At 56.3% G+C, this 19,867-nt stretch carries 19 protein-coding genes, 6 tRNA genes and 2 pseudogenes; 20 read left to right on the forward strand and 7 right to left on the reverse strand.

The window, feature by feature from the left end:
• The first annotated feature begins 458 nt into the window (after positions 1–458).
• Positions 459–1,868, forward strand: coding sequence for a serine protease (locus NZK35_RS32100; protein WP_259636622.1), 1,410 nt, complete (start codon positions 459–461; stop codon positions 1,866–1,868).
• Positions 1,869–2,033: 165 nt separating this feature from the next.
• Positions 2,034–2,540 (forward strand): recombinase family protein, encoded by a 507-nt coding sequence (locus NZK35_RS32105; RefSeq protein WP_407699866.1) that lies wholly within the window; start codon positions 2,034–2,036, stop codon positions 2,538–2,540.
• Here the strand turns inward: NZK35_RS32105 and NZK35_RS32110 are convergent.
• Positions 2,502–3,482, reverse strand: coding sequence for an AraC family transcriptional regulator (locus tag NZK35_RS32110; protein ID WP_259636623.1), 981 nt, complete (start codon positions 3,480–3,482; stop codon positions 2,502–2,504). The genes NZK35_RS32105 and NZK35_RS32110 overlap by 39 nt on opposite strands.
• Positions 3,483–3,847: 365 nt before the next feature.
• Here NZK35_RS32110 and NZK35_RS32115 point away from each other — a divergent pair, with 365 nt between their 5' ends.
• The 3 genes from NZK35_RS32115 (at position 3,848) to NZK35_RS32125 (ending at position 5,490) form a co-directional block, all read left to right on the forward strand.
• Complete coding sequence (locus NZK35_RS32115) at positions 3,848–4,126, forward strand: hypothetical protein (RefSeq protein WP_259636624.1); 279 nt, start codon at positions 3,848–3,850, stop codon at positions 4,124–4,126.
• Entirely contained in the window at positions 4,123–4,857 is a 735-nt protein-coding gene (locus NZK35_RS32120) for a hypothetical protein (RefSeq protein ID WP_259636625.1), read from the forward strand. The genes NZK35_RS32115 and NZK35_RS32120 overlap by 4 nt, the downstream gene beginning before the upstream one ends.
• A 111-nt stretch (positions 4,858–4,968) precedes the next feature.
• Positions 4,969–5,490 carry a hypothetical protein gene (locus tag NZK35_RS32125; RefSeq protein WP_259636626.1) on the forward strand — a complete coding sequence of 174 codons (522 nt, stop codon included), beginning with the start codon at positions 4,969–4,971 and terminating at the stop codon, positions 5,488–5,490.
• Between the two features lie 80 nt (positions 5,491–5,570).
• Here the strand turns inward: NZK35_RS32125 and NZK35_RS32130 are convergent, their stop codons facing one another.
• A complete protein-coding gene (locus NZK35_RS32130; protein WP_259636627.1) occupies positions 5,571–6,032 on the reverse strand; it encodes a hypothetical protein in 462 nt (153 codons plus the stop codon).
• A gap of 92 nt (positions 6,033–6,124) precedes the next feature.
• On the opposite strand from NZK35_RS32130, the gene NZK35_RS32135 reads away from it, so the two are divergent.
• From NZK35_RS32135 to NZK35_RS32150, 4 genes are all read left to right on the forward strand, one after another.
• The gene (locus NZK35_RS32135; protein WP_259636628.1) at positions 6,125–6,655 is read left to right on the forward strand and encodes a hypothetical protein; all 531 of its coding nucleotides are present in this window, start codon (positions 6,125–6,127) and stop codon (positions 6,653–6,655) included.
• 7 nt (positions 6,656–6,662) lie between these two features.
• Positions 6,663–6,827, forward strand: a complete 165-nt coding sequence (locus NZK35_RS32140; protein ID WP_259636629.1) for a hypothetical protein — start codon at positions 6,663–6,665, stop codon at positions 6,825–6,827.
• Positions 6,828–7,055: 228 nt separating this feature from the next.
• Positions 7,056–8,684 (forward strand): amidohydrolase family protein, encoded by a 1,629-nt coding sequence (locus NZK35_RS32145; protein ID WP_259636630.1) that lies wholly within the window; start codon positions 7,056–7,058, stop codon positions 8,682–8,684.
• Positions 8,685–8,750: 66 nt separating this feature from the next.
• Entirely contained in the window at positions 8,751–11,012 is a 2,262-nt protein-coding gene (locus NZK35_RS32150) for a HoxN/HupN/NixA family nickel/cobalt transporter (protein WP_259636631.1), read from the forward strand.
• 405 nt (positions 11,013–11,417) lie between these two features.
• On the opposite strand, the gene NZK35_RS32155 is transcribed toward NZK35_RS32150, so the two are convergent.
• From NZK35_RS32155 to NZK35_RS32165, 4 genes and pseudogenes are all read right to left on the reverse strand, one after another.
• Positions 11,418–13,424 carry a hypothetical protein gene (locus tag NZK35_RS32155; protein ID WP_259636632.1) on the reverse strand — a complete coding sequence of 669 codons (2,007 nt, stop codon included), beginning with the start codon at positions 13,422–13,424 and terminating at the stop codon, positions 11,418–11,420.
• A 249-nt stretch (positions 13,425–13,673) separates the two neighbouring features.
• Positions 13,674–14,084, reverse strand: a complete 411-nt coding sequence (locus tag NZK35_RS32160) for a site-specific integrase (RefSeq protein ID WP_259636633.1) — start codon at positions 14,082–14,084, stop codon at positions 13,674–13,676.
• 153 nt (positions 14,085–14,237) lie between these two features.
• Complete coding sequence (locus tag NZK35_RS35060) at positions 14,238–14,696, reverse strand: endonuclease domain-containing protein (RefSeq protein WP_407699867.1); 459 nt, start codon at positions 14,694–14,696, stop codon at positions 14,238–14,240.
• Between the two features lie 355 nt (positions 14,697–15,051).
• Positions 15,052–15,307, reverse strand: a pseudogene (locus tag NZK35_RS32165) (M28 family peptidase); the annotation flags it as partial.
• Positions 15,308–15,414: 107 nt separating this feature from the next.
• Between NZK35_RS32165 and NZK35_RS32170 the strand changes: the two are divergent.
• From NZK35_RS32170 to NZK35_RS32220, 11 genes and pseudogenes are all read left to right on the forward strand, one after another.
• A pseudogene (locus NZK35_RS32170) lies at positions 15,415–15,546 on the forward strand (ADP-ribosylglycohydrolase family protein); the annotation flags it as partial.
• 115 nt (positions 15,547–15,661) lie between these two features.
• A complete protein-coding gene (locus tag NZK35_RS32175; RefSeq protein WP_259636634.1) occupies positions 15,662–16,153 on the forward strand; it encodes a sodium/glutamate symporter in 492 nt (163 codons plus the stop codon).
• 456 nt (positions 16,154–16,609) lie between these two features.
• Entirely contained in the window at positions 16,610–16,885 is a 276-nt protein-coding gene (locus NZK35_RS32180) for a type II toxin-antitoxin system TacA family antitoxin (RefSeq protein ID WP_259636635.1), read from the forward strand.
• Positions 16,882–17,388: a GNAT family N-acetyltransferase gene (locus tag NZK35_RS32185; RefSeq protein ID WP_259636636.1), complete on the forward strand. Its 507-nt coding sequence runs from the start codon at positions 16,882–16,884 to the stop codon at positions 17,386–17,388. Before NZK35_RS32180 ends, NZK35_RS32185 begins: the two co-directional genes overlap by 4 nt.
• Positions 17,389–17,477: 89 nt before the next feature.
• Positions 17,478–17,915, forward strand: coding sequence for a DUF1569 domain-containing protein (locus NZK35_RS32190; protein WP_259636639.1), 438 nt, complete (start codon positions 17,478–17,480; stop codon positions 17,913–17,915).
• Positions 17,916–18,422: 507 nt separating this feature from the next.
• Positions 18,423–18,494 (forward strand) — tRNA-Phe (locus tag NZK35_RS32195).
• Positions 18,495–18,906: 412 nt separating this feature from the next.
• Positions 18,907–18,977: transfer RNA gene (locus NZK35_RS32200), tRNA-Thr, on the forward strand.
• A gap of 53 nt (positions 18,978–19,030) precedes the next feature.
• Positions 19,031–19,101, forward strand: a tRNA-Gly gene (locus NZK35_RS32205).
• 66 nt (positions 19,102–19,167) lie between these two features.
• Positions 19,168–19,241: transfer RNA gene (locus tag NZK35_RS32210), tRNA-Pro, on the forward strand.
• Between the two features lie 71 nt (positions 19,242–19,312).
• Positions 19,313–19,385, forward strand: a tRNA-Asp gene (locus tag NZK35_RS32215).
• Between the two features lie 16 nt (positions 19,386–19,401).
• Positions 19,402–19,480, forward strand: a tRNA-Leu gene (locus tag NZK35_RS32220).
• 25 nt (positions 19,481–19,505) lie between these two features.
• On the opposite strand, the gene NZK35_RS32225 is transcribed toward NZK35_RS32220, so the two are convergent.
• Entirely contained in the window at positions 19,506–19,865 is a 360-nt protein-coding gene (locus NZK35_RS32225; RefSeq protein ID WP_259636637.1) for a four helix bundle protein, read from the reverse strand.
• Positions 19,866–19,867: the final 2 nt, after the last annotated feature.

A 19,867-nucleotide genomic window follows, 5' to 3' on the forward strand; every position in this document is an offset into this window, starting at 1 on the left:
GTGCAAAACTGGAACTTAGGGTTGCGTCATCTATTCGACTCCGGCAAGACCTCTCGGGCGGACCAGTGTGATCCTTGCCATGGGCACCCCTTCTGAAACGTTAAGAATTGTGCCGTCAGCAAGTACGGGTTCGTCACAGATAACTCTATTTTGCGGCTTCCATACTTCGACGGCAGGCAAGACGGCTGGCGAAGTCGCACCACTGGATTCTGGAGCAATGGGGTAATCATGGGGGATGGCCTGGTCGGAAGACTGAACGTCGGGCTGTTGTATCACGCTCTCCAGGACCAGTCCCGACGAAGGGTGGTGGGAACTACCTCGCGAGCGCCGCTGAAGATCGTATCCTGCAAGAGCCCGGTTCCAAATTCGAACTTGGTCAAGTTGAGCTTGGATGTAGTGCGGGGAGCGTTTTCGACCTTGGAGAACTCGACTCAGCCTACCGTCACCTTCGCGCGTCGATGATGCCTCCGTTCGTCGATCCCGGGCAGGTGCAAATGTTCGCCACATTGGAATTGCTGCGAGGCAGATACGAGAACGCCATTGGTACAATCACACCACTGGCGGCGATTCCGGACGCGCCGGTGAATGTGAATCTGATCGCGGGTGAAGCATGGGCTGCGGCGGGTGACTTGGATCAAGCAGCCGATGAGTTTCGCAAGACGCTGCAAGCTGAAATGACTCCTCCGCGAGCCCATGTTTTTCTGGGAGAGATCCAAGCGAAACAAGGCGATCTAGAGGCATCGCAGCAGTCTTTTCGTGATGCTCGAGCGGCGTTTGACAAGTTGGTTACGGCAAACGGTAAAGATCCCTCTCCGCGAACCAATCGCGGCGCATTCTTCATGCGGACTGCCAAGATGGACGAGGCTCGAGAAGACTTTGCTGTCGCGACCAAGCTGGACCCGCGATTTTTCTGGGCATTAGGAAATCTTTCTATGACTTACTCAGCTTCCGCGGACCCCGCTCAGCGCGATGGCAAAAAAGCATTGGCATTGGCTGACCAGGCTTGCGAAATCTCACTCCAGCGGAACGGATGGTGCCTGAGTGTTCGGGCTGTCGCCCTGGCGGAACTTGAGCGATTTGATGAGGCGGTGGAAACGCAACGTAAGGCCGTCGAGCTTTGCTCTTCACGGGAGGTCCACAAATATCGTGAGAGATTACGACTTTATCAGCGCGGTAAACCGTTTCGCTTTTCACCAGAAGGCGACCAGGAACCTTGGTTGGCGTTGGATCGGGTAGTCGTGCCACATGAGGAAGCACCGGTTGGCTCATTTGATTGCTTCCCTGGCGGCGACCCTCCGATACCGAAGTCGAAAACCGAAATCGCGAAGAACCAGGATGCCGTTGTTCTTATCAAGAGCGAAAGTGGCTTTGGAACAGGCATGATTCTTGACAGCCGCGGGTACGTTTTGACCTGCGCCCACGTGCTACCGTATGCCGGCCCCGTCACCGTGCATTTCGGAGCGGCGGGCAGTCCGCCTCCGGGAAACCTTACGGAACAAGCTGAGGTGATTGCAGCGGACTATCGTAACGATCTCGCTCTCTTGCGGTTCAATCCGCCTATCGCGATTCGTGACGCAGCGCCTGAGTTTGCGAGACAAGCCAAGGTGAGAGAGTGCCTGATTGAACACACCGTCCTCGGAGACCTTGTTCTCGAAGACGCGCTCCGGGAGTCAAATGCGCGGTTCGTCGAGCCAGCGATTCAATCCTTTCGTCGAACAGCTTGGTCGACGACAACGATCGGTGATGTCTGTGCCGATGTCCAGCTCAGCAGAAAGACTTGCAGCGGCGATTCCCAACCTGGTGATTGGCATTCAGGACATCGTCGAGTTCTCAGAAGACGGTTTGCGACTCGATGGGGAAGCGGTTGAGGATCGCCTCGGCGAGTTCTGTGAATCGGAATTGCCAAAGCCCAAACCGCAGCCACGTCGATCGTCGCGTACCGCGAAGATAGAAATGTTGGTTCAAGAGTTGACGCAGCATTTGCGAAGTGCTGCTGGGAATGTCTCGAAGAACGATACGACGACGGCGGCTTCTTGGGCGGCAACCTGGAGCGGCCCGCCATGAAACGGCTGATGGCCGATATCGAAGCCGGAAAGATCGACTGCGTGGTTGTCTACAAAATCGACCGGCTCAGTCGAAGCTTGCTCGATTTCTCCCGCGTGATGGAAACCTTCGAGAGACACAACGTCGCCTTCGTCTCCGTCACCCAGCAGTTCAACACCGCCAGCTCCATGGGCCGGTTGATTCTCAACGTGCTGCTTTCATTCGCCCAGTTCGAACGCGAGATGATCAGCGAACGCACCCGAGACAAGATCGCGGCAACGCGTCGCAAGGGCAAATGGTGCGGCGGTGTCCCAGTCTTCGGATTTACGATCGAGGAGACCAAGCTTGTGGTCGTGCCCCACGAAGCCGAACGCGTCCGGCAGATCTTTGATCTCTACCGACGAACGCACTCCCTGCTCGAAACGGCCAAAGCTGAGGCCGGTTGCTTTGCTCTTGTGTCAGGCTCTTGGAGTCTGCGAAGGCAGATGACCAAATAGTTTTCTGAAGTCTTCTGCAAAACGGCTTCGGTCAAAGAAGCCGCCTTCCAGGGCTGCTCTTTTGATACTGACGTCATCCACACATGATGTGATCAGACGCTGACGCACCGCGTGGAGCCGGCGAAGTTTCAGGTATCGCATCGGGGAAATGCCGTAGGCCTGCTTGAAAGCGATTTGCAGCGTACGTGCACTGACGCCAAGCTCTTTGCACAACTCGTAGAGCTGAATCGACTCTCGTCCAGACGCTTCGAAAATGTTCCTTACTCTAGACAAGAGACAACCGCTTGCGTGAAGCTGATCCTGCGTCGTCGAAGCCAGCGATGAATCGCGACAGAGAGTCTCGGAAATGCGATCGACTAGATTGTTTATCAACGACGAAGTGCAGACGGGTTCGACTCCTGCATCCTCGTCGTTATCAATGATTTGAGTCAGCTCGACGAGCAGTTGTCGCAGGGAATGCATCGCGACACGCCCGGGAGTCAGAAGTCGGCGTTTTGATGCCAGGTTCATCGGATCGTTTTGCAGACGCGCCCCGATCGCTTGCTCAAGCATTCCCTCGGGCAAAAACAATTGCGTGGCTCGACTACGACCTGACATATCGCCGAAATGCTCGCTGTGCGGGCCGTACAGCATGACTTGTGCGTCGTTGAGATGTTCGCCAGATATGAACGTGGGACGTTCCTGCGGCTCGGGAATGAACAGGGTGGTCCGATTCGATGCGTTTGCAGCCTCGGTGATCAGCTTGCCGGTCCAGCTAAACTGTTGGATTTGCAACGGGCCGATTGACGTCAGTCGGGACTTCGCCGTGACGCTGCCCCGTGCCGTTTGGATGAATCGAACGTCAGCCCGGCCCCGGTAAGCCTCGGTCATTTCGCTGACGTCGGTAAACTGCCGCGTTTCGGTGGCGAATCGGTCGGACTGATTTTGAGCCGTACGAGCCATCGGTTGCGCTTTTTGCATATCGATTTAGTTGAGAAAAGACACTCGAATTTTACATTCACGCGGCCCTCGCCAATAGAATAGGCGGGGGGTAAGCCTGCGCGTTGGAAAAGGCGACGAGGTCGAAGTTGACGGTTGAATGTTCACTGGGAACAGAATCAACGAATTTTCAGCGTTCGAGTTCGCAATCAAGCAGTTTGCCAGTCCATCACGTACTACTTATCACTCGAGAATAAAAGATGGCGTCCGATCAAGCCACAGAAATATTCTCCAATTCCCGTCGTAACTTCATCAAAAGGGCTGCGGCCGCGAGTTCGGTTGTTTCTGCTCTTTCCGCGGCGTCCGCTACCACTGCACGAGAGGCTGCGGTGAGATTGCCCGAGAACGAACCGGGGTCTTACGAACCACCGGAGTACTTCGTGATTGAAACGTCGGATGTCGCGGTGCTCAATAAAGTCGATCTTGTCGACATGCTGCAGGCGATCTCAGGCCGCGCCGCGATCACCGTCGGACAGCTTTGGGAAGAGGAACCCCCGAGGTCCCGGATTGTGTTCATTGGCAGTCGCGGCGGAGTGAACAGCAGCGAGATTGATGCATTGTTCCATGAACACTCCAGCAAGCAAAACAATTTACAGGATCAATCATGAAACGAATTGCATACGCATTACTGCTTCTCGCCTGTACTTGCCCACCGTCTCATGCGCAAGAGCATCCAATTGGTACTCCCGCAGCGAAAACGCTGGCAGCGGATGCTGTTACAGATGACAGCGACGCCGCGCCACAGAAAGATTCAGATAACGAGTTGGTCGAGAACGCAAATAGCGATCGACAATATCCCGCAAGTGCAGACGCGAATGTGACGCTGAAGCGACTGCAATGGCTGGTCGGGAACTGGGCGGATGACGCGGACGACGGTCGCGTCGAATTTCAATTCGAACTTGTTGGCGACGGCGGGTTTTTGAAGAACGCGTTTTCTTCCTCGGACCAGGATGGAAACGTGGTGCTAAGTGGGGTCCAGGTCATCGGCAAAGACCCAGAAACCCAGTCTCTTCGATCATGGACATTCGACTCGCAAGGTGGACGTGGCGAAGCTGAATGGACTTATGTCGACGGTCGTTGGCTCTCGCGAAGTTCGTTTACGCTGGTCGACGGTTCGACCGCATCGGCCATCAATGTGTATACGAAAATTGACGAGGATTCATTTGAGTGGAAGTCGGTCTCGCGCGAGGTCAATGGTGAACTTCAACCGGCCCTGCCGCCTTCGATTGTCAGACGTGTAATTGATTCGTCGGAGTCAGTGGAAAATGGCGCATCTGAGATACCGGTCGAAGGTTCGGAGACGGATTCACCCGAGGCAAGCAAGGCATGCGCGGACTGATGACGAGTCGTCGATTCAAAAACAGGTCTGAGGAAACAGGTCTGAGGAAACAGGTGAGAAAATGAAATTACAACTATTCGTTCGCAGCTCCTGCGCTTCGGTCCTGGTTTGTTGTCTGCTGATGCCTACAACCGCAAACGCGCAGCGAGGCGGCCGGGGTGGAAGTCGAGCTCCCTCGATATCACGTCCAAGTGGTGGCTTCAGCCGTACTCCGTCGATGAGCCGCCCGTCCATTTCGCGACCAGCACCTCGGCCTTCCGTCTCTCGGCCAAGTCCCAGCGTACGGCCTTCGTTGCCTTCCACTCGGCCTTCCGTCACTCGACCAAGTCCCAGCGTGCGGCCTTCGGTACCTTCCACTCGGCCTTCAATCACACGGCCAAGTCCCAGCGTACGGCCTTCGTTGCCTTCCACTCGGCCTTCCGTCACTCGACCAAGTCCCAGCGTGCGGCCTTCGGTACCTTCTACTCGGCCTTCAATCACACGGCCAAGTCCCAGCGCACGACCTTCGCTGCCTTCCATTCGGCCGGGCACAACCCGCCCGACGCCGGGAAGTCCATCGACATTGCCAAGTCGTCCGATCGATCGCGGGCAAATCAATCAAACGCTGAAAGATCGTTACGGCTCCGGCCGTGAGCGTCCTTTCATGCCGAGTTGGTATACGCCGGGCGCAAAGCTACCAGAAACCAGCCGACCAGCGACACGCCCAGCACAACCTACTCAACCTGGAACGACTCCTGCGACTCGGCCTGCGCGACCGTCTCAACCGGAAACTCGTCCGGTGCAGCCGCCCGCAACGACTCGGCCTGCGCAACCCTCGACAAAGCCCTCCCGACCCGATCGTCCCGGCACCGCGCCCGGCGAAGGTATCGGAAATCGACCGAATCCTGACCGTCCTGGTAGGCCCGATCGGCCAACTCCGCCTCCGACGCCGGACAGGCCCGATCGACCAGTTCCCGAGCGACCAGTTCCCGAGCGACCAGTTCCCGAGCGACCAGTTCCTGAACGACCAAATCCAGATCGACCTGACAGGCCCGATCGACCAGAGACAGGAAGGCCACCTGAATTTCGCCCACCGGGGAGTCGACCGCCCGGCTATCGACCGCCCGGCTATCGACCGCCCGGCTATCGTCCACCAAACTGGCGTCCGCCAGCTTACCAGCCCGTCTGGCACCCATGGTACCGCCCTGGGCAAGGGCAGTGGAATTGGTGGCGACCGGTCACCTATGTCGCTCTCTCGCAATGGTTGCCCTACCGTTGGTCAACGCCGGTGACCTATTCCTATGGCTCTGGCGGAACCGTTCAGTACGTCGGCGATAGGGTCACGATCAACAACGATCAATCGGTAACAACGCAGCAGTACTTTGAACAAGTCGATACGCTTGCATCCAACGTCCCCGAAATCGCCGAAGACCAGGCGGAGGATCTGGAATGGTTGCCGCTAGGGGTCTTCTCAATCATCCAGGATGATGTCAGCGATTCGACGATGATGATCCAGTTAGCCGTGACCAAAACCGGCGTGATAGCCGGAACCCTCTTCAATGAAGTCACGGGCGTTTCACATCCGCTCGAAGGAATGGTGGACGCCGAAACTCAGCGTGCAGCATGGCGGTCAGCCGATGGCACCAATGAAGATGTGATAATGGAGACAGGAATCTTTAACTTGTCGGAAGAGGAAACGCCGGTGTTGGTCCATTTCGGACCCGATGATCGACAAACCTGGAAACTCATTCGATTGGAAGATCCTGAGGGCGACGCCAGCTCGAACGCCGCAGAACCTAATTCGGAGCCCGATCGATAGGCCAACCATGACCGTGCGCCGCGAAGTCACGGATGAGTTCACCGTGCGCGAGTCCGTGTCCATTGCGTTGACTAGCCAGACGCTGGTCTATGTCGAAGATCCTTTCGGAATTGTTTTCGAACTCTATAGCCACAGTGATGAGTTGACGTACTCGGCTGGCGCCTACTCCTGATCTTTCGAATCTCCGACGCTGCGAAGGTGTCGCTTTCTCCAACCAACAGCAGACGCAGGTCTGATCAGAAAGAACACAACCCATGCCGCAATCCAGCACTCGGAACCGCAAGTTCGTTCTGGCCGAGCGCCTGAACCCTGCCGCAATCCGCTCATTGAGCTTTACTTCGTTGTTGGCAGGTGAATGACCGTTGTCCCAAAACTTATTCAATTTCACTGAGACTTCTCGATGAAACTCAAAACTTACTTACTGATTCTCGCTGCTGCTCTTCTCGGCGGCGCTACGCTTTCGGCCCAGGACTACGACGTCGCCATCAACAACGGGCGCGTTATCGACCCAGAAACGTTGTTCGACGATGTCGCCAATGTCGGTATCAAGGACGGCCGCATCGTCACGATCAGCAAAAAACCACTCAAAGGTGCCGAGACGGTGGATGCCACCGGCCATATCGTGGCACCGGGCTTCATCGACACCCATTTCCACTTTCAAATGCCGATCGGCTATTCCCTCGGGTTGCGCGACGGGTTGACCAGCAGCATGGATTTCGAGATGGGCTGTGCGGGATCCTATGTCGCGCGCTGGTATGAGGATCGCGCCGGTAAAACCCAGGCCAACTATGGCATTGCGGTCAGCCACGAATTTGCCCGCGCGATGTTCATCGACGGGTCAGACGGCGATTACCTGAAAGACGGCCCCGTAGCCGCTTTAGAAACCCGGAAGAAAACGGGCTGGAGCGTGACTCGCCCGACCCTGGAACAGGGCAACGCGATTCTCGAAGAGCTTGACAAGGGCCTGCAGGCTGGCGCCGTGGGCGTCGGCAGCACCGTGGGCTACATGAGAGAGGGTGTCTCCTCACGCGAGATGTTCGAGGTGCAGAAAGTCGGAGCCCGTTATGGCCGCCCGACCGGCGCACATACCCGCTATACGCTCGGCACCGACACCACGGAGAACAACGGCGCGCAGGAACTCGTCGCCAACGCTCTAGCGCTTAGCGCCCCGGCGATCGTCCTGCACTTCAACAACGACGGCTGGCGGCTGGCACACGAAATGATCATCAGACTTCAGGAACAGGGCCACAACATTTGGGGTGAAGTCTATCCCTACGCTGCGGGTTCCACCACGATCAATGCTTCGTTCCTGGAGCCTAAGAGCTGGATCGACGGTTTTGGCAAACGCTATGAAGATACCATGCTGGATCCGGTCACGGGTGAGTACTATACCTTGGAGACCTACAAGTCCACCGTCGCATCCGAACCGACCAGACCGATCGTCATCTTCAAGCAGCCCGAAGAAGACCAGGTGAAGTGGCTGACGTTGAAAGGCGTGACCATGGCCAGCGATGCGGTTGCTGCCACGCCGTACGACGCCCCGTGGGATTACCCGATGGAAAAGCTGGGCGGCACCCATCCCCGCACGGCTGGCGCCCGAGGTGCTACGATTCGGCTCGGTCGGGAAAACAACATCCCGATGATGCAGTTGATGTCGATTCTCAGCTACAACGCTGCCAAGCATCTGGGCGATACCGGTCTCAAGTTTATGCAAGAGCGTGGCCGAATCCAGACTGGCATGGTTGCCGATATCGTGGTGTTTGACCCCGAACTCTTCACGGACAATTCAACCTACGAAAAGGGCGCTATCCCTTCGACGGGCATGAAAGCAGTGATCGTCAACGGTCAGGTGGTTGTGCGCGACGATGTGCAGCTTCCGGTTTTTCCTGGTCAGCCGATCCGGTTTGAACCCGAAGCCAAACCGCGCTTCGAGCCGATCTCGGAAGAGTCGTGGAATGCCGAATTCTCGACCGGTATGCCTTTGCCATCTGGTTTCACGGGTGCCTTCCCAGAGAAGGTCGAAAAGTGATCATGTCACACTCATACCGGAATGTGTAATATGCGGTTCGTAGGATTCGTTTTTGCGGTGGCGGCCATGCTGGCCGCTACCAGGTCGTCTGCTGCCCCGGAAGAGATCGAGTTTTCAGACCTTGCGGATCCTTTGGCCGTCGTGTTCGACGATCCCTACAGAGACATGGGGTTCCAACTGCTGAATGAGTTGAAGCTCATTCTTCAGGTGGATGAGAGACTCTCGCAAGACGATTTCCCTGAAGATGAGCGTGCCCGGCTCGAAGCCCGACGCACCGCGGCGAAGGACATGCTTGAGATCAACGGTTACGACGTCGATGAGCTGATCGCCCAACGCTGGGAGGTCGCCAAGAAGCGGAAGGCCGCACTCATGGCCACGAACCCCGCGCTGGACAAGGTCGAGGTGAAGCTGTCGGGCTATCTGATCCCCGCGCCGCAGGCCCCAGATGGCACCTACTACGGCTATCTGGTCTCGCAGGTGGGGATGTGCAGCCATCTTCCGCCGCCTCCGCCGAACGAACTCGTGCGGGTAAAGTTGAAAGAAGATCCGCAGGGCCAGTCTCTCTATGTGCCGGTTCAAGTCTCGGGCCTGCTGCGTGTCGAAGCAAGCGATGCCACCATATTCATCCTCGATGGAGAGTCGCGTATGTTCAGCGGCTGGACCCTGGATGCCAACACCGTCGATCAAAGGGAAGATTTGCGCGATGATAGCGCTGTGAATGCGTTCCATCAAACGTTCACTAACGGCATCGACTTGGCGGCCTCCACTGAAAAGGTGCAGCCAATCACGTGGAGAAATCTCGTCCCGCAAGTTGAGATCGATAGCGATCCCTTTCTCGAGTTGACCTCCGAACAGAAACTCGACCTCGTGATAGCCTCCAGAATACGGGAGCTACAGTCGGAAGGCGTGGACATTACGCCAGAGCAAATGGAGAAGCATTCCAACGCCGTAAGGCGGCTTGAGAAGGACGATATCGACATGGATGGATTGATCGCTTTGCGCGGAGAGATCGTCGCCCAACGGACGCACGCGATGGCAGCGGTCAACGGCACCCTGGACGGCAAGCAGGTGCGACTCGCCGGTTATGTCCTGCCACTCGGGACGGGTGCGGAAAAGATTACGGAATTCCTGCTCGTCCCCTGGGTGGGTGCCTGCATTCACACGCCTCCGCCGCCTCCGAATCAGATGATCCACATCTCGGTTCCCGGCGGGATGGAACCGCGAGGGCAATTCTCCCCGGTGTGGATCGAAGGAACGATCGAAGTGAGACCGGCGAGCTACGACCTGTTCCTCGTCGATGGCAGCATGCAGGTGAAAGTCGCCTACACCATGGCGACCGATGTTATCAGCGATTACTCAGCGGCCGATTCGGACGACCTCGCCAAGGTGTTGATTCCCGAGAGTGCCTTTGCAGGGCACAGCTGGTTCCAAATAGCGCAGGCGAAGGTTTCCCTGATTTTCACTCAGGCCATGAGCGGCCTTCGCGACGATGGCAGCACGAAAGCGTTCTGGTTCGCGATCCTGGTGGCCTTCGGCTACGGTCTTGTGCATACGCTTGGTCCCGGCCATGGCAAAGCGGTGGTGATCTCCTACTTTGTTGGCGATGGAGGGAGCTTGGGCAAAGGCTTAAGGATGGGAGTGTTGATCGCGGTCTTTCATGTCCTGTCCTCGATCATCGTCGTGCTGGTGATGGATTTTGCGGTGAGGCAGGCCACCGGCCAGGCACCGTCGGACTACCGCGCCATCCGCCTCGGCAGCTACGCCCTGATCATTGCCATCGGAGCCGTGATGTTGCGCAGTGCCATCCAGGCCTCGAGACAATCGCGGAAAAGCGTGGAATCTGAAACGGGTGATCACGCCCACGCCGGTCATGATCACCATCACGAAAGTCATGGTAACAACCACGACGATCATGTTCATCACGACTGCCTCGCCTGCGCCGCGCTTGAGCAAGAAAAGAAGGGTGCGGGCACGTGGCTCGCCCTCGCGGTGGGAGTCGTTCCCTGCACCGGCGCGCTTTTGGTGCTGCTCTTCGGCGTGGCCAACGACCTCCTCTTTCCTGCCATCCTGATGGTCGCTGCCATCTCCGCGGGAATGGCACTCGCCATGTCCGGCATCGGCGTGCTCGCCATCCTCGGCAGGCGTGTCGCCTTCCGCCGGATGAAGGCTGGCGATCCTCGGCGGGCTCGCTTCACTTCCGGATTGCGGATCACCGGTGCGGCGTGCGTTCTCCTGATCGGAACCTTACTTTTCGGCCTGACCTACTCCAACGCCAGTCAACTGACAGTCCCAACACAGTCTTCGAGTCTCAGCGTCTCTCAGCGTTAGGGCAGTCCGGGTAGAGAAGCCACTGCCGCGTCCAAGATGCTCTTGAGCGGGCGTAATAGTTACCGCAGCCGATTCGCTGCACATTCACCCCAAAATAGTCCGACATTCGAGGGAAACTGCGTCGAATTGATTTAGCTAAATCGCGGAGGTCGATGCAACCGCCTCACGATTGAGCGCGCGAACTCGCGTCGGTGCCTGGAAAATCCCATGCCTGCTCCGGCGTCGGCCGCCGGTGCGCGCTACGAAGACGGCTGAAACCCGCTTCGGTCTGCACCACGTCCGCGCCCACGCTGAATTTCTTCGAGCTAGCGAATTGTCCAACTTCTGTAGGTAAACGCTCGCATGATCGGCGAGGAAAAATTTACATCCTCATCAGTTCGAGGATCACTGCAAAGCTACTTCGCCTCACCGCGACTCAAAGTTGAGAACCTTTTTTCTGTCGCCTTTCCTGATGGTGACGACACCGTCCTGGTAATCGGCGTTTAGAAACGGGCTATCGAATACCTTTTCAGGTGCGTAGTCGACCGGCCGGCCGTTGATCGTTGGCGTTTGCTGGTAACTGGTATCGAAGGTAAGTACGTCGCCGTAAATGGTTTCGTAGCGAAAGGTCGTATCCTGAAGGCTCGGCTGGCAATCACTCACCACCGATTTGAATTCTGCGAAGTCTTTCAGCTCGTCCTTCGCCATCACCTCCAATACGACCGGTGCGTACTCGTCGTCGGGCAGCACGATATAGCCCGGCGGTGACCGGTATTTGCTACCTTCCTCTTTCGTTCCTTCCAGAACCTGCTGCACGATTTGGAAGTCGCCGCGGCCGACACGAATCGCCGCGTAGGCTGCTTGGGCTTCGACGAACACGATTCCATCTTCGCGTACAGGCTTGCTCAAACCCTGGGCCGACATCCACACCATCATCTCGGCCGCGCCTTTGTTTGTCTTGAGCTTCTGAGTTATCAAGCTTCCCTTGCTTTGCACCGACCAAAACTGATTGAAGGCGACGAGATTGTCGCTAGCACGGGGAACTGGAACGATGCGTGGATCATGTTCGCCGCGAAAGATCACTCCCTGCCAGCGACTTTGGCTGCTGATCTTCACCCAATCCGATAGTGGACGGGCCTCAGTCATCGGCGTGCCCAAAATAAATGCAGGATCGCAGTAGCTATATCGCAGAATGCCGCCGCTGTCGGTGTTAAGTTTGTTCGGAAACTGATCCGGGCGATCCATATGGGGCGTGGTGTCTCCCTGCTCGCCGAGACCTGGCACTCGTTGACGAATCTCGTAAGTGCCGCGGCCTTCTGTGTCGCGAGCAATATCTACCACGACTGCAGGCGGACGATAGCGGCTCAGCATGGCGCCAACATCGTGGCCGTAGAGTTCCGGCGGCTGGCCGATGTCGAAATAGAACCAAGCCAATGGGGCGTTGCCGTGCTTACGGTTCTGCGTGAATGCGTTGTTGCCCTTGATCCGCGAACCGCCGCCGCCCATGTGTCCCATGATCTGTTCTTCTGACCAATAGGCGAAATACAGATCGAGCAACATGCCGGCATGCCTGCTGACCTCGGGGTCGCCAAAGTCGTAGAAATTGTAAAAGCCTTTGATCAACGTCGAGTTGTAGCCATCGCTTCGCATCTCAACGCAAATTCCCCGACGGGCACGCTCGCGGCAATATTTAACGAAGTACTCATTCCAGACGCGATAGTGCTCCGACAACAATGCATCATCATCGCATCGCTTGTCTCGATACTCTGGCAGGTCTTTGGCATACTTCGAAAAGTGCCAATGGCACGTGAAGTCCATCGAGTGGTGATTCTCCGACGAGTAGATATGCCACGTCTTCGAATCCTCGAACTCGGCCTTCCCCAGCCACGAGCACTTTTTGGTGTAAATCCACATGTACTCCAGCAAGATTGCTTCGGTCTCGCTGGTGATCCGGCCAGGACGCACGTTGGCACGAGGGCCATACATTTCCAGCAACCGCAGCACGATTTCAGCGTGCCAATGAAAACTGTCACGGTCGGTAATGGTGAGCGGATTGTCGAGGTAAAAATGAGCATTTTCCACGAGCGCTGCATTCGCTTCGTCGAGCCTCTCGTCGAGATAAAGACAACGAGCCGCGAACGCCACGATGGAGTACGAATAAGCGCGAATATAAGCCCCACGCCCTTTACTGAGTGGCGGCTGCTTCCTCGCCCGCTCGAGCGGTTTGCCTGCTTCGGCCCTGAACACTGCATCCACTCGGTCCTCGAATCCAGCCAACACTTCCTCAGGTGTAGGCGTCGCAGCCACCGACGTAGCCGCAGAATAAAAGAAAGCAAACACAATGAGCGTGACCCGTACTCTTCCTCGCATCACTAGTTGTCCTTTGATCCACTTCGTTTTGGTGTCGAACGATCGCGTCGTCTTGTACAGCAATCGTTTGGTGAAGCCGAGGCACCAACCAACTTCAGCTTTCCAATCAGTATAGCCATTACGCGGAGAGCTGGATCAGAAGTTGCCATCGAACGCCCCCCTGTAAATTGCAGCTTAGCGAACGTAAGGACGTTGTATCGACGTCCGCGGCGGAGCGCCCCCGCTGAATTCGAGTCGGTGTCGCGAAATCGATGATGCCGACGCGATGCAACTGCCACCGCCACAGACACCCCGGATTCATCGACCGGAATGTCATTCACCGCCGAACTTCCGTCGACAGCAGGGGCACTCGCCCTCGATTCCGTGTGGCAGTGCCATGAAAGCGGAAGGTTGTGGAATTGTCGTGATTGCTTTGAACGCCAACGGGTCGCGGTGAGCGTAGTGCCGATAAGTGACTCCGTCTACTGAATGACCGAGGATTTCGATCGACGATTCGGGCATGTGCTCGTCGTAGAACGTGGCGCAGGTCTTGCGAAGATCCTTCAGCGACCAGTCTTGCACGATCCCTGTTTCGATATCGATCTTATCTCGGATCCCTGCGAGTGCGACAAGCTGTTTGAATACCGCATTCGGCCTTGCGGTCCCGCCAGAAAATATCGGTTCCTTCGGAACACACTCGGGAGACTGGATCCGACGCAGGTGTGCATATACAACGCGATTCATCGGACGATAGAACGGTTTGTCCGTTTCGGCGCGTCGGTGTTTCTGTTTTTCCAGACACCGATGCGTTTTCGGCGGGGTGCTCCGCCGCTTCGGTCGTTGCAACCGACTGCGCGAAGAAATCGCGTTTTCTCTGTTCGGTGCGATCGCACTCCTTCATTCTGGCTCCCTTCTCCCCCGCGGCGAGAGCGAGTGGTGCTCGCTCTCGCTGCGGGGGAGAAGGGCTGGGGATGAGGGGGCACGTCCTTCGATCCGCTCATCAATTACCTGCTCGATCCGGCGCCGCACGGCAACGGCATTCCTCAAGACCTCGTAACCAAGAACCCGCACGACGTGATATCCTCGCTCGGCCAAATACCGGTCGCGACGCTGATCATGCTGCCGGCCTTCATTGGTCTGATGAGGTTCACCATCAACCTCAACGATCAACTTCAAGGCCACGCAACAGAAGTCGACGGTATACGGTGGAATTGCGTATTCACGCCGAAACTTCTGATTTCGACACCGGCGATTGCGCAGCATCTGCCAAACATCTCGAGCAAACTCGTTTCCGCGGGCCCGTTGATCGCGGGCGAATGAAATAGCCTCTGGATCCCGTCGAGGTCTTCGGTTCATGCTGCCCCTATGGTTCGTCAGTATCGCCAGCTTTCCCCCTCATCCCCAGCCCTTCTCCCCCTTCGATGAAAGCGAGCACGACTCGCTTTCATCGAAGGGGGAGAAGGGAGCCAGTATAGAGGTAGGCCGGCCACGGAGTGGAGATCGCTAATTCGCACTCTGTCCAATGCCGGACGCAGATTGAAACGCCCGCTTTCAGCGCTTCGGTTGGACCAGCCTCAGCATTCCAGGCGATCCTCGAACTGCAGGAGGTGCTAGACACCGACGCGAGTTTCCGGCATGACGAAGCCTGCTCCGGTGGCCGACTCCGTGGCGTTGACTCTGATCGGCATCACGACGGCGTCGTGTGGGGCGTCAGCATGACCGAGACTGCGGATGGGTTGTCATTGGCAGCAGGTGTTGAGGATAACGGTGTCGTAGTGGGCACCGAGAAGCACGATCTCGCTCGCACGCTTGGTTCCCGGTTGCTCGACGAGCAGGTTCGTGGCTTCATCGCCAATCAACGTGCCCGCACCGATCAGACCTGCAAGCCGATCGACATGAAGGTGTACGACGCGAGCGGTCGCGTTGCCGCAAATTGGATCGCTACGAAAACCGTCGGTCACTCGCATCGTAGTACTAATGATCATATGTGTAGGGACTCGTCACCTCGTCCACTACGGTGGGTACCATATCAGCCCACTGACCTTCGAGATAGCCGATGGTCGCTTCGCTATTCCTGGCTTCTCATCCGAAGGACCTCCGGCAAGCGGTCACCACGATCATTCAGTGCGGCGGTGACGCCGAAACGACGGCGGCAATCGTGGGCGAGATCGTCGGTGCTGGTGTCAGTGAATCCGGGAGCCCGTCCAATTGTGGCGTACCGTGTTTGGAGGAGAATAAAAGTCGCCGGCCGTCTACGCACGTCCTTTTTCACCGGGATGCAAAAATGGTCACGTCTGCACGCGTCTGCTTAGGAATAACGAATGAATGAGATTGTCGTCAAAGGTTCGGACATCATTATCCTGGCGATTTTGGTTCTCGCGGTTGGCAATGTGATCACGCAGAAAATTTCGTTGCTTCGCAAGTTCAGCATTCCAATTGCCGTGACGGGAGGACTTCTGTGTAGCATCGCCGTTGCATTGATCGCAACTTTCGGCGGCCCGAAGATTGTGTTTGACCTGATCATCCGCGATACGCTGTTGATGGTGTTCTTTACGACGATCGGAATATCAGCCAAGTTTTCGCGTCTGGCAGCCGGCGGCAAATCTTTGGGGCTGCTCGTCCTCTGTGCCGCCATCTTTCTTGTCGTTCAAGACGCAACGGGCGATCTGGCTGGCGTCTTTTTGATTTTGCATCCGGTCGAGCGAAACACTTCATCGAATTCGTCGACATACTTCGTGTCCTGGTCACGCTGTAGAAGCTCACAAGTCAGGCCCTCGTCCTGGAGATGCATCTGGAAGTTGCGGGCTTGTTGACTCGTCCACTGGCCGGTTGGATTTGCAGTGCATGGCGACACCCAGATGCGTCGCGTCTCAATGTGAATGAACACAAGAAAGTAGAGATCGACCATCCCTTTGATCGTCCACTTCCGCTTTGACGCAAAATCAGTCGCATGTTGTTCCGCTTCATCGTGATTGAGGACTTCGCCCTGACGATTTGTCCGCAGTCGTTCGATGAAGATTTCAGTTGCTCGGGCAACGACGTTCGGTTGCTTCAAAAATGCGTCGCTCTGTGAGTAAATGCTGTCGTCGGGACCGAATTCTCCTGCGATCAATGAATTCAGAAAGAAATTCACTGCCTGGCATATTCCCCGGCTCGGTGAATGTGTTTCTGGCCGTAGATGACTGTTCGCACTGCGAAAACAGCTTGCATTGTACGGCATTCTGCCGTACAATGGATTGGTAATGACAATCCGAACCCGGGAGCTAGCGATGGAACCCAAATCCGCCCGCATAGAGACAAGACTTTCGACGGAGCAGAAGACGCTCATTGAGCGCGCGGCAGCCTACCTTGGCCGAAGTGTGTCCGATTTCGTGCTGGGCAACGCAGAGCAAGCCGCCAAGGCAGTTATAGAAGAGCACGAGCGGATTCAGCTTGACCGAATCCAAAGCCGTACGCTTGTCGATTCACTGTTGTCATCGCCGTCGCCGAACAAAGAGTTGCGAGCCGCTGCGAAAGAACATCGCAAGAAGGTGATCAGTCGGTGAGCGAATACGCCTGCGAGGCACTGACTAAGAAGCACAATCGGAAGGACTTTGATTGCGGCGTCGAAGTCCTCAACGACTACTTGGTGCGATTCGCCAGCCAAGATGTCAAACGTAAAGTTGCAGCCGTATTCGTTTTTGTTCCCTCCGACGAACCGAAGCGCGTCGTGGGCTACTACACCTTGTGCGCTACGTCGGTGGAGCTAAGTGGCCTGCCCGACGATGCGGCGAAGCGTTTACCTCGCTATCCCCAGGTGCCTGGTATTTTGATTGGGCGGTTAGCTCGCGATTTAGGCCATCCTGGACTTGGGCGGTTACTGCTGGCAGACGCCTTGTCTCGATGTATTCGATCTGCGGAAGACATTGCCGCCGCAGTTGTTGTAGTTGATGCGAAAGACAAAACGGCCGCTAATTTCTACGAACGTTTCGGATTTATTTCGCTACCGAAAATGAAGTCGCGGCTTTTCCTTCCCATGGAAACCGTCGGAAAGCTCTATCCAGCTTGAGTTCGCTTGGCTCTGAGTCCGATATGCAGTCACTGCTCTTTCGGAGTCCCGTTTGAAAGAAAGAGCACCTTGAAACGAAAACGAACCGCATTTCATGGTCTGCCGTCGATGACGCTCAGCAGTTGTTGGCCAGCGGCTATGTCCGGCACGGAAACTGGTGGCTAGGACAAATCTGCCGGCACTTGGTTTTGGTGCAAGATCCCAGCGTTGATGGCTATCCAATTTGGATGTCTTTGTTTGCGCCGTTGCGGCCATTGATACGGCGACTACTGCTGCCGAAGTTGCTGAGCGGCGATTCACCTCGCGGAATCCGGACCTCACCGATATTCGTGCCGCCGAACAATCTGGACGATGCTGCAGAAGTGGATGCATTTGCTGCCAGTGTCGAGCGATTTGCAAATCATTCCGGCAGCTCCGCTCCGCATCCCGCCTTCGGCCGATTGCCACGCGAAAGAATCTTGGAGATCCACGCGGCACACGCAGCCCACCATCTCAGGCACCTCCGCTGCCGTGAAGAAACTTCGTAAAATGCAATCTGAATAAAACTTGCGACCTGCGAGTACAAAAGCCGAATCGAATTCGTTTGACTTCTGTGCGACTCATGGCAAAGTTGTTTTTGGGCCGATGAAATAATCTCGCGGCCCAGCGCATCTAGTTTTGCACTGGTTCACAAGAAACGAGATTTTTCGCGAACCATCCGTAGGCAACAGCGTCTATTACCCCAAAGCCGGCTGACGCTGGTCCACACAAGTCACACCCAGAGAAGCGAGCAAGAGTTTTTCAGTTCGATGTTTACCAAACAGCAATCAAGTCGACTCGAACGGATGCACGAAGGAATTGCCTTCGGCGGTAGCGCTTTGGCCAGTGAAAACGATCACTTAGCCAATACGTTCCAGCCCGGTAATTCCCCGTATCGATTGCTCACTTGACACTCGCATAAAGCGAATTGCTTTCTACATGAAGGCTCGGTGTCACACAGGCATCGAGCCTTTTTTTCGTGTCCAAATCGGGCAACGCCAACAACAACCCAACATGGGCTGGTAGCTGAGACGGTCTAGCGGCGGTCTGAAGAACCGCAGACGAGGATTCGAGCGCCTCCCGGCCCACTGACAAGGAAGATATGCGCCGACGGAATCGGCAACACACATCGGATACAGGTGCAGATGGAAGCACGCCTGCTTTGGAAGCAGGAGACAGTGTTTCCTCTGTGGATCGCTCCGCGACGGGCGGTTCGACTCCGAGATGTCCGACTTAGATGGAAACAACATGGTAGTCGAGGGCTGGTCGCCCAAACACGGCTGATAACCGAGTTGCGCTGAGTTCAATTCCCAGGGCTACCACTTACGACAACGACACGAAGGAGAACCCAACATGCTTCAGCGATTGAAACGGATACCCCTGATCGATTCATGGGGTTGTGGTGTAGCTGGCAGCATGACGGACTTCGGGCACCGACGCACGATGCGTTGGTCGTCGTGTAGGCGAGAGTTCGAATCTCACCGGTCCCACTGAAAACTAGCACTGATGGTCTAACGGCAAGACGCCTCGGTCGTAACGAGGCAATGCGGGTTCGATTCCGGCTCGGTGCTCTTGGATGCCTCGCGCATCCGTGATCTTTGACAATTTGGTTGTGATGCATTTTGCGCCCATGGTGTAGTGGTAACCCATCTGCTTGCCATGCAGAAGACGCGAGTTCAATTCTCGCTGGGCGCTCTTGTAGGTCATGCTGTGCATGACGGAAGTTGATCGTCATGCACAGCATGACCTACAGATTGTTGTCAGGGTGTGGGAAAGTCTGGCAATCCGCGTGCTTCGGGTGCACGAGACCGCTGGTTCAAATCCAGCCATCCTGACTGTTGAGTTGAGAATCCGGTGTGGCCCAGTCTCGGTTCGAATCCGAGTACCCGTACTTTCCAATTCAATCGTCCTCGTGGAGCAGCGGAGTGCTCGCTTGCCTGTCACGCAAGAGGTCGTCGGTTCAAATGCGATCGGGGACGCTTTTTCAATTCAAACGGCGCGGTACGCAAACCGGTAAAGCGGCGGAGCTCAAACCTCTGTGAAATGTCTGTGGGTTCGATTCCCTCCCGCGCCATGCCAGGGGATTAGGAGTTAGGGGGTTAGGAATTAGGTTTCCGACGTGAGCGAATCAGGGCCGCAAGGACTTTCGATGTTTCGATAAGTCGATCCGGTAGCTCGCTTTCGGCGGGTGCGAATCCAAGTCGAGTGGCAAGGGACGTTTGGTATTCGAGTTCGCGCAGTGAACCGTACGCCATGTCGAGGAACCGAACGAAGTCGGCATCAGAATCACGTCCGCAGCCTTCGACAAAATTTGATGGCACCGACACAGCCGCCCGGCGCATTTGGGAAGTGAGGTCGAATTGTTCTTCACGGGGGAATCCGCTCGTGAACTTGTACGTCAACAACGCCACTTCGTCGGCTAACTCGAATGCTCGTAGTTTGTAAGCGCCCAGCAGCACCA

Source organism: Stieleria sedimenti, assembly GCF_025060895.1.
In the GTDB taxonomy this organism is placed as follows: Bacteria; Planctomycetota; Planctomycetia; order Pirellulales; family Pirellulaceae; genus Stieleria; species Stieleria sedimenti.

What these genes read in the sequence shown, in the direction of transcription:
- NZK35_RS35060 (WP_407699867.1), bottom strand. Translation starts at nt 14,696, where the DNA reads ATGAACCGAAGACCTCGACGGGATCCAGAGGCTATTTCATTCGCCCGC.
- NZK35_RS32160 (WP_259636633.1), bottom strand. Translation starts at nt 14,084, where the DNA reads ATGAATCGCGTTGTATATGCACACCTGCGTCGGATCCAGTCTCCCGAG.
- NZK35_RS32180 (WP_259636635.1), top strand. Translation starts at nt 16,610, where the DNA reads ATGGAACCCAAATCCGCCCGCATAGAGACAAGACTTTCGACGGAGCAG.
- NZK35_RS32140 (WP_259636629.1), top strand. Translation starts at nt 6,663, where the DNA reads ATGACCGTGCGCCGCGAAGTCACGGATGAGTTCACCGTGCGCGAGTCC.
- NZK35_RS32130 (WP_259636627.1), bottom strand. Translation starts at nt 6,032, where the DNA reads ATGGGTGCCAGACGGGCTGGTAAGCTGGCGGACGCCAGTTTGGTGGAC.
- NZK35_RS32150 (WP_259636631.1), top strand. Translation starts at nt 8,751, where the DNA reads ATGCTGGCCGCTACCAGGTCGTCTGCTGCCCCGGAAGAGATCGAGTTT.
- NZK35_RS32145 (WP_259636630.1), top strand. Translation starts at nt 7,056, where the DNA reads ATGAAACTCAAAACTTACTTACTGATTCTCGCTGCTGCTCTTCTCGGC.
- NZK35_RS32110 (WP_259636623.1), bottom strand. Translation starts at nt 3,482, where the DNA reads ATGGCTCGTACGGCTCAAAATCAGTCCGACCGATTCGCCACCGAAACG.
- NZK35_RS32120 (WP_259636625.1), top strand. Translation starts at nt 4,123, where the DNA reads ATGAAACGAATTGCATACGCATTACTGCTTCTCGCCTGTACTTGCCCA.
- NZK35_RS32100 (WP_259636622.1), top strand. Translation starts at nt 459, where the DNA reads ATGATGCCTCCGTTCGTCGATCCCGGGCAGGTGCAAATGTTCGCCACA.
- NZK35_RS32175 (WP_259636634.1), top strand. Translation starts at nt 15,662, where the DNA reads ATGAATGAGATTGTCGTCAAAGGTTCGGACATCATTATCCTGGCGATT.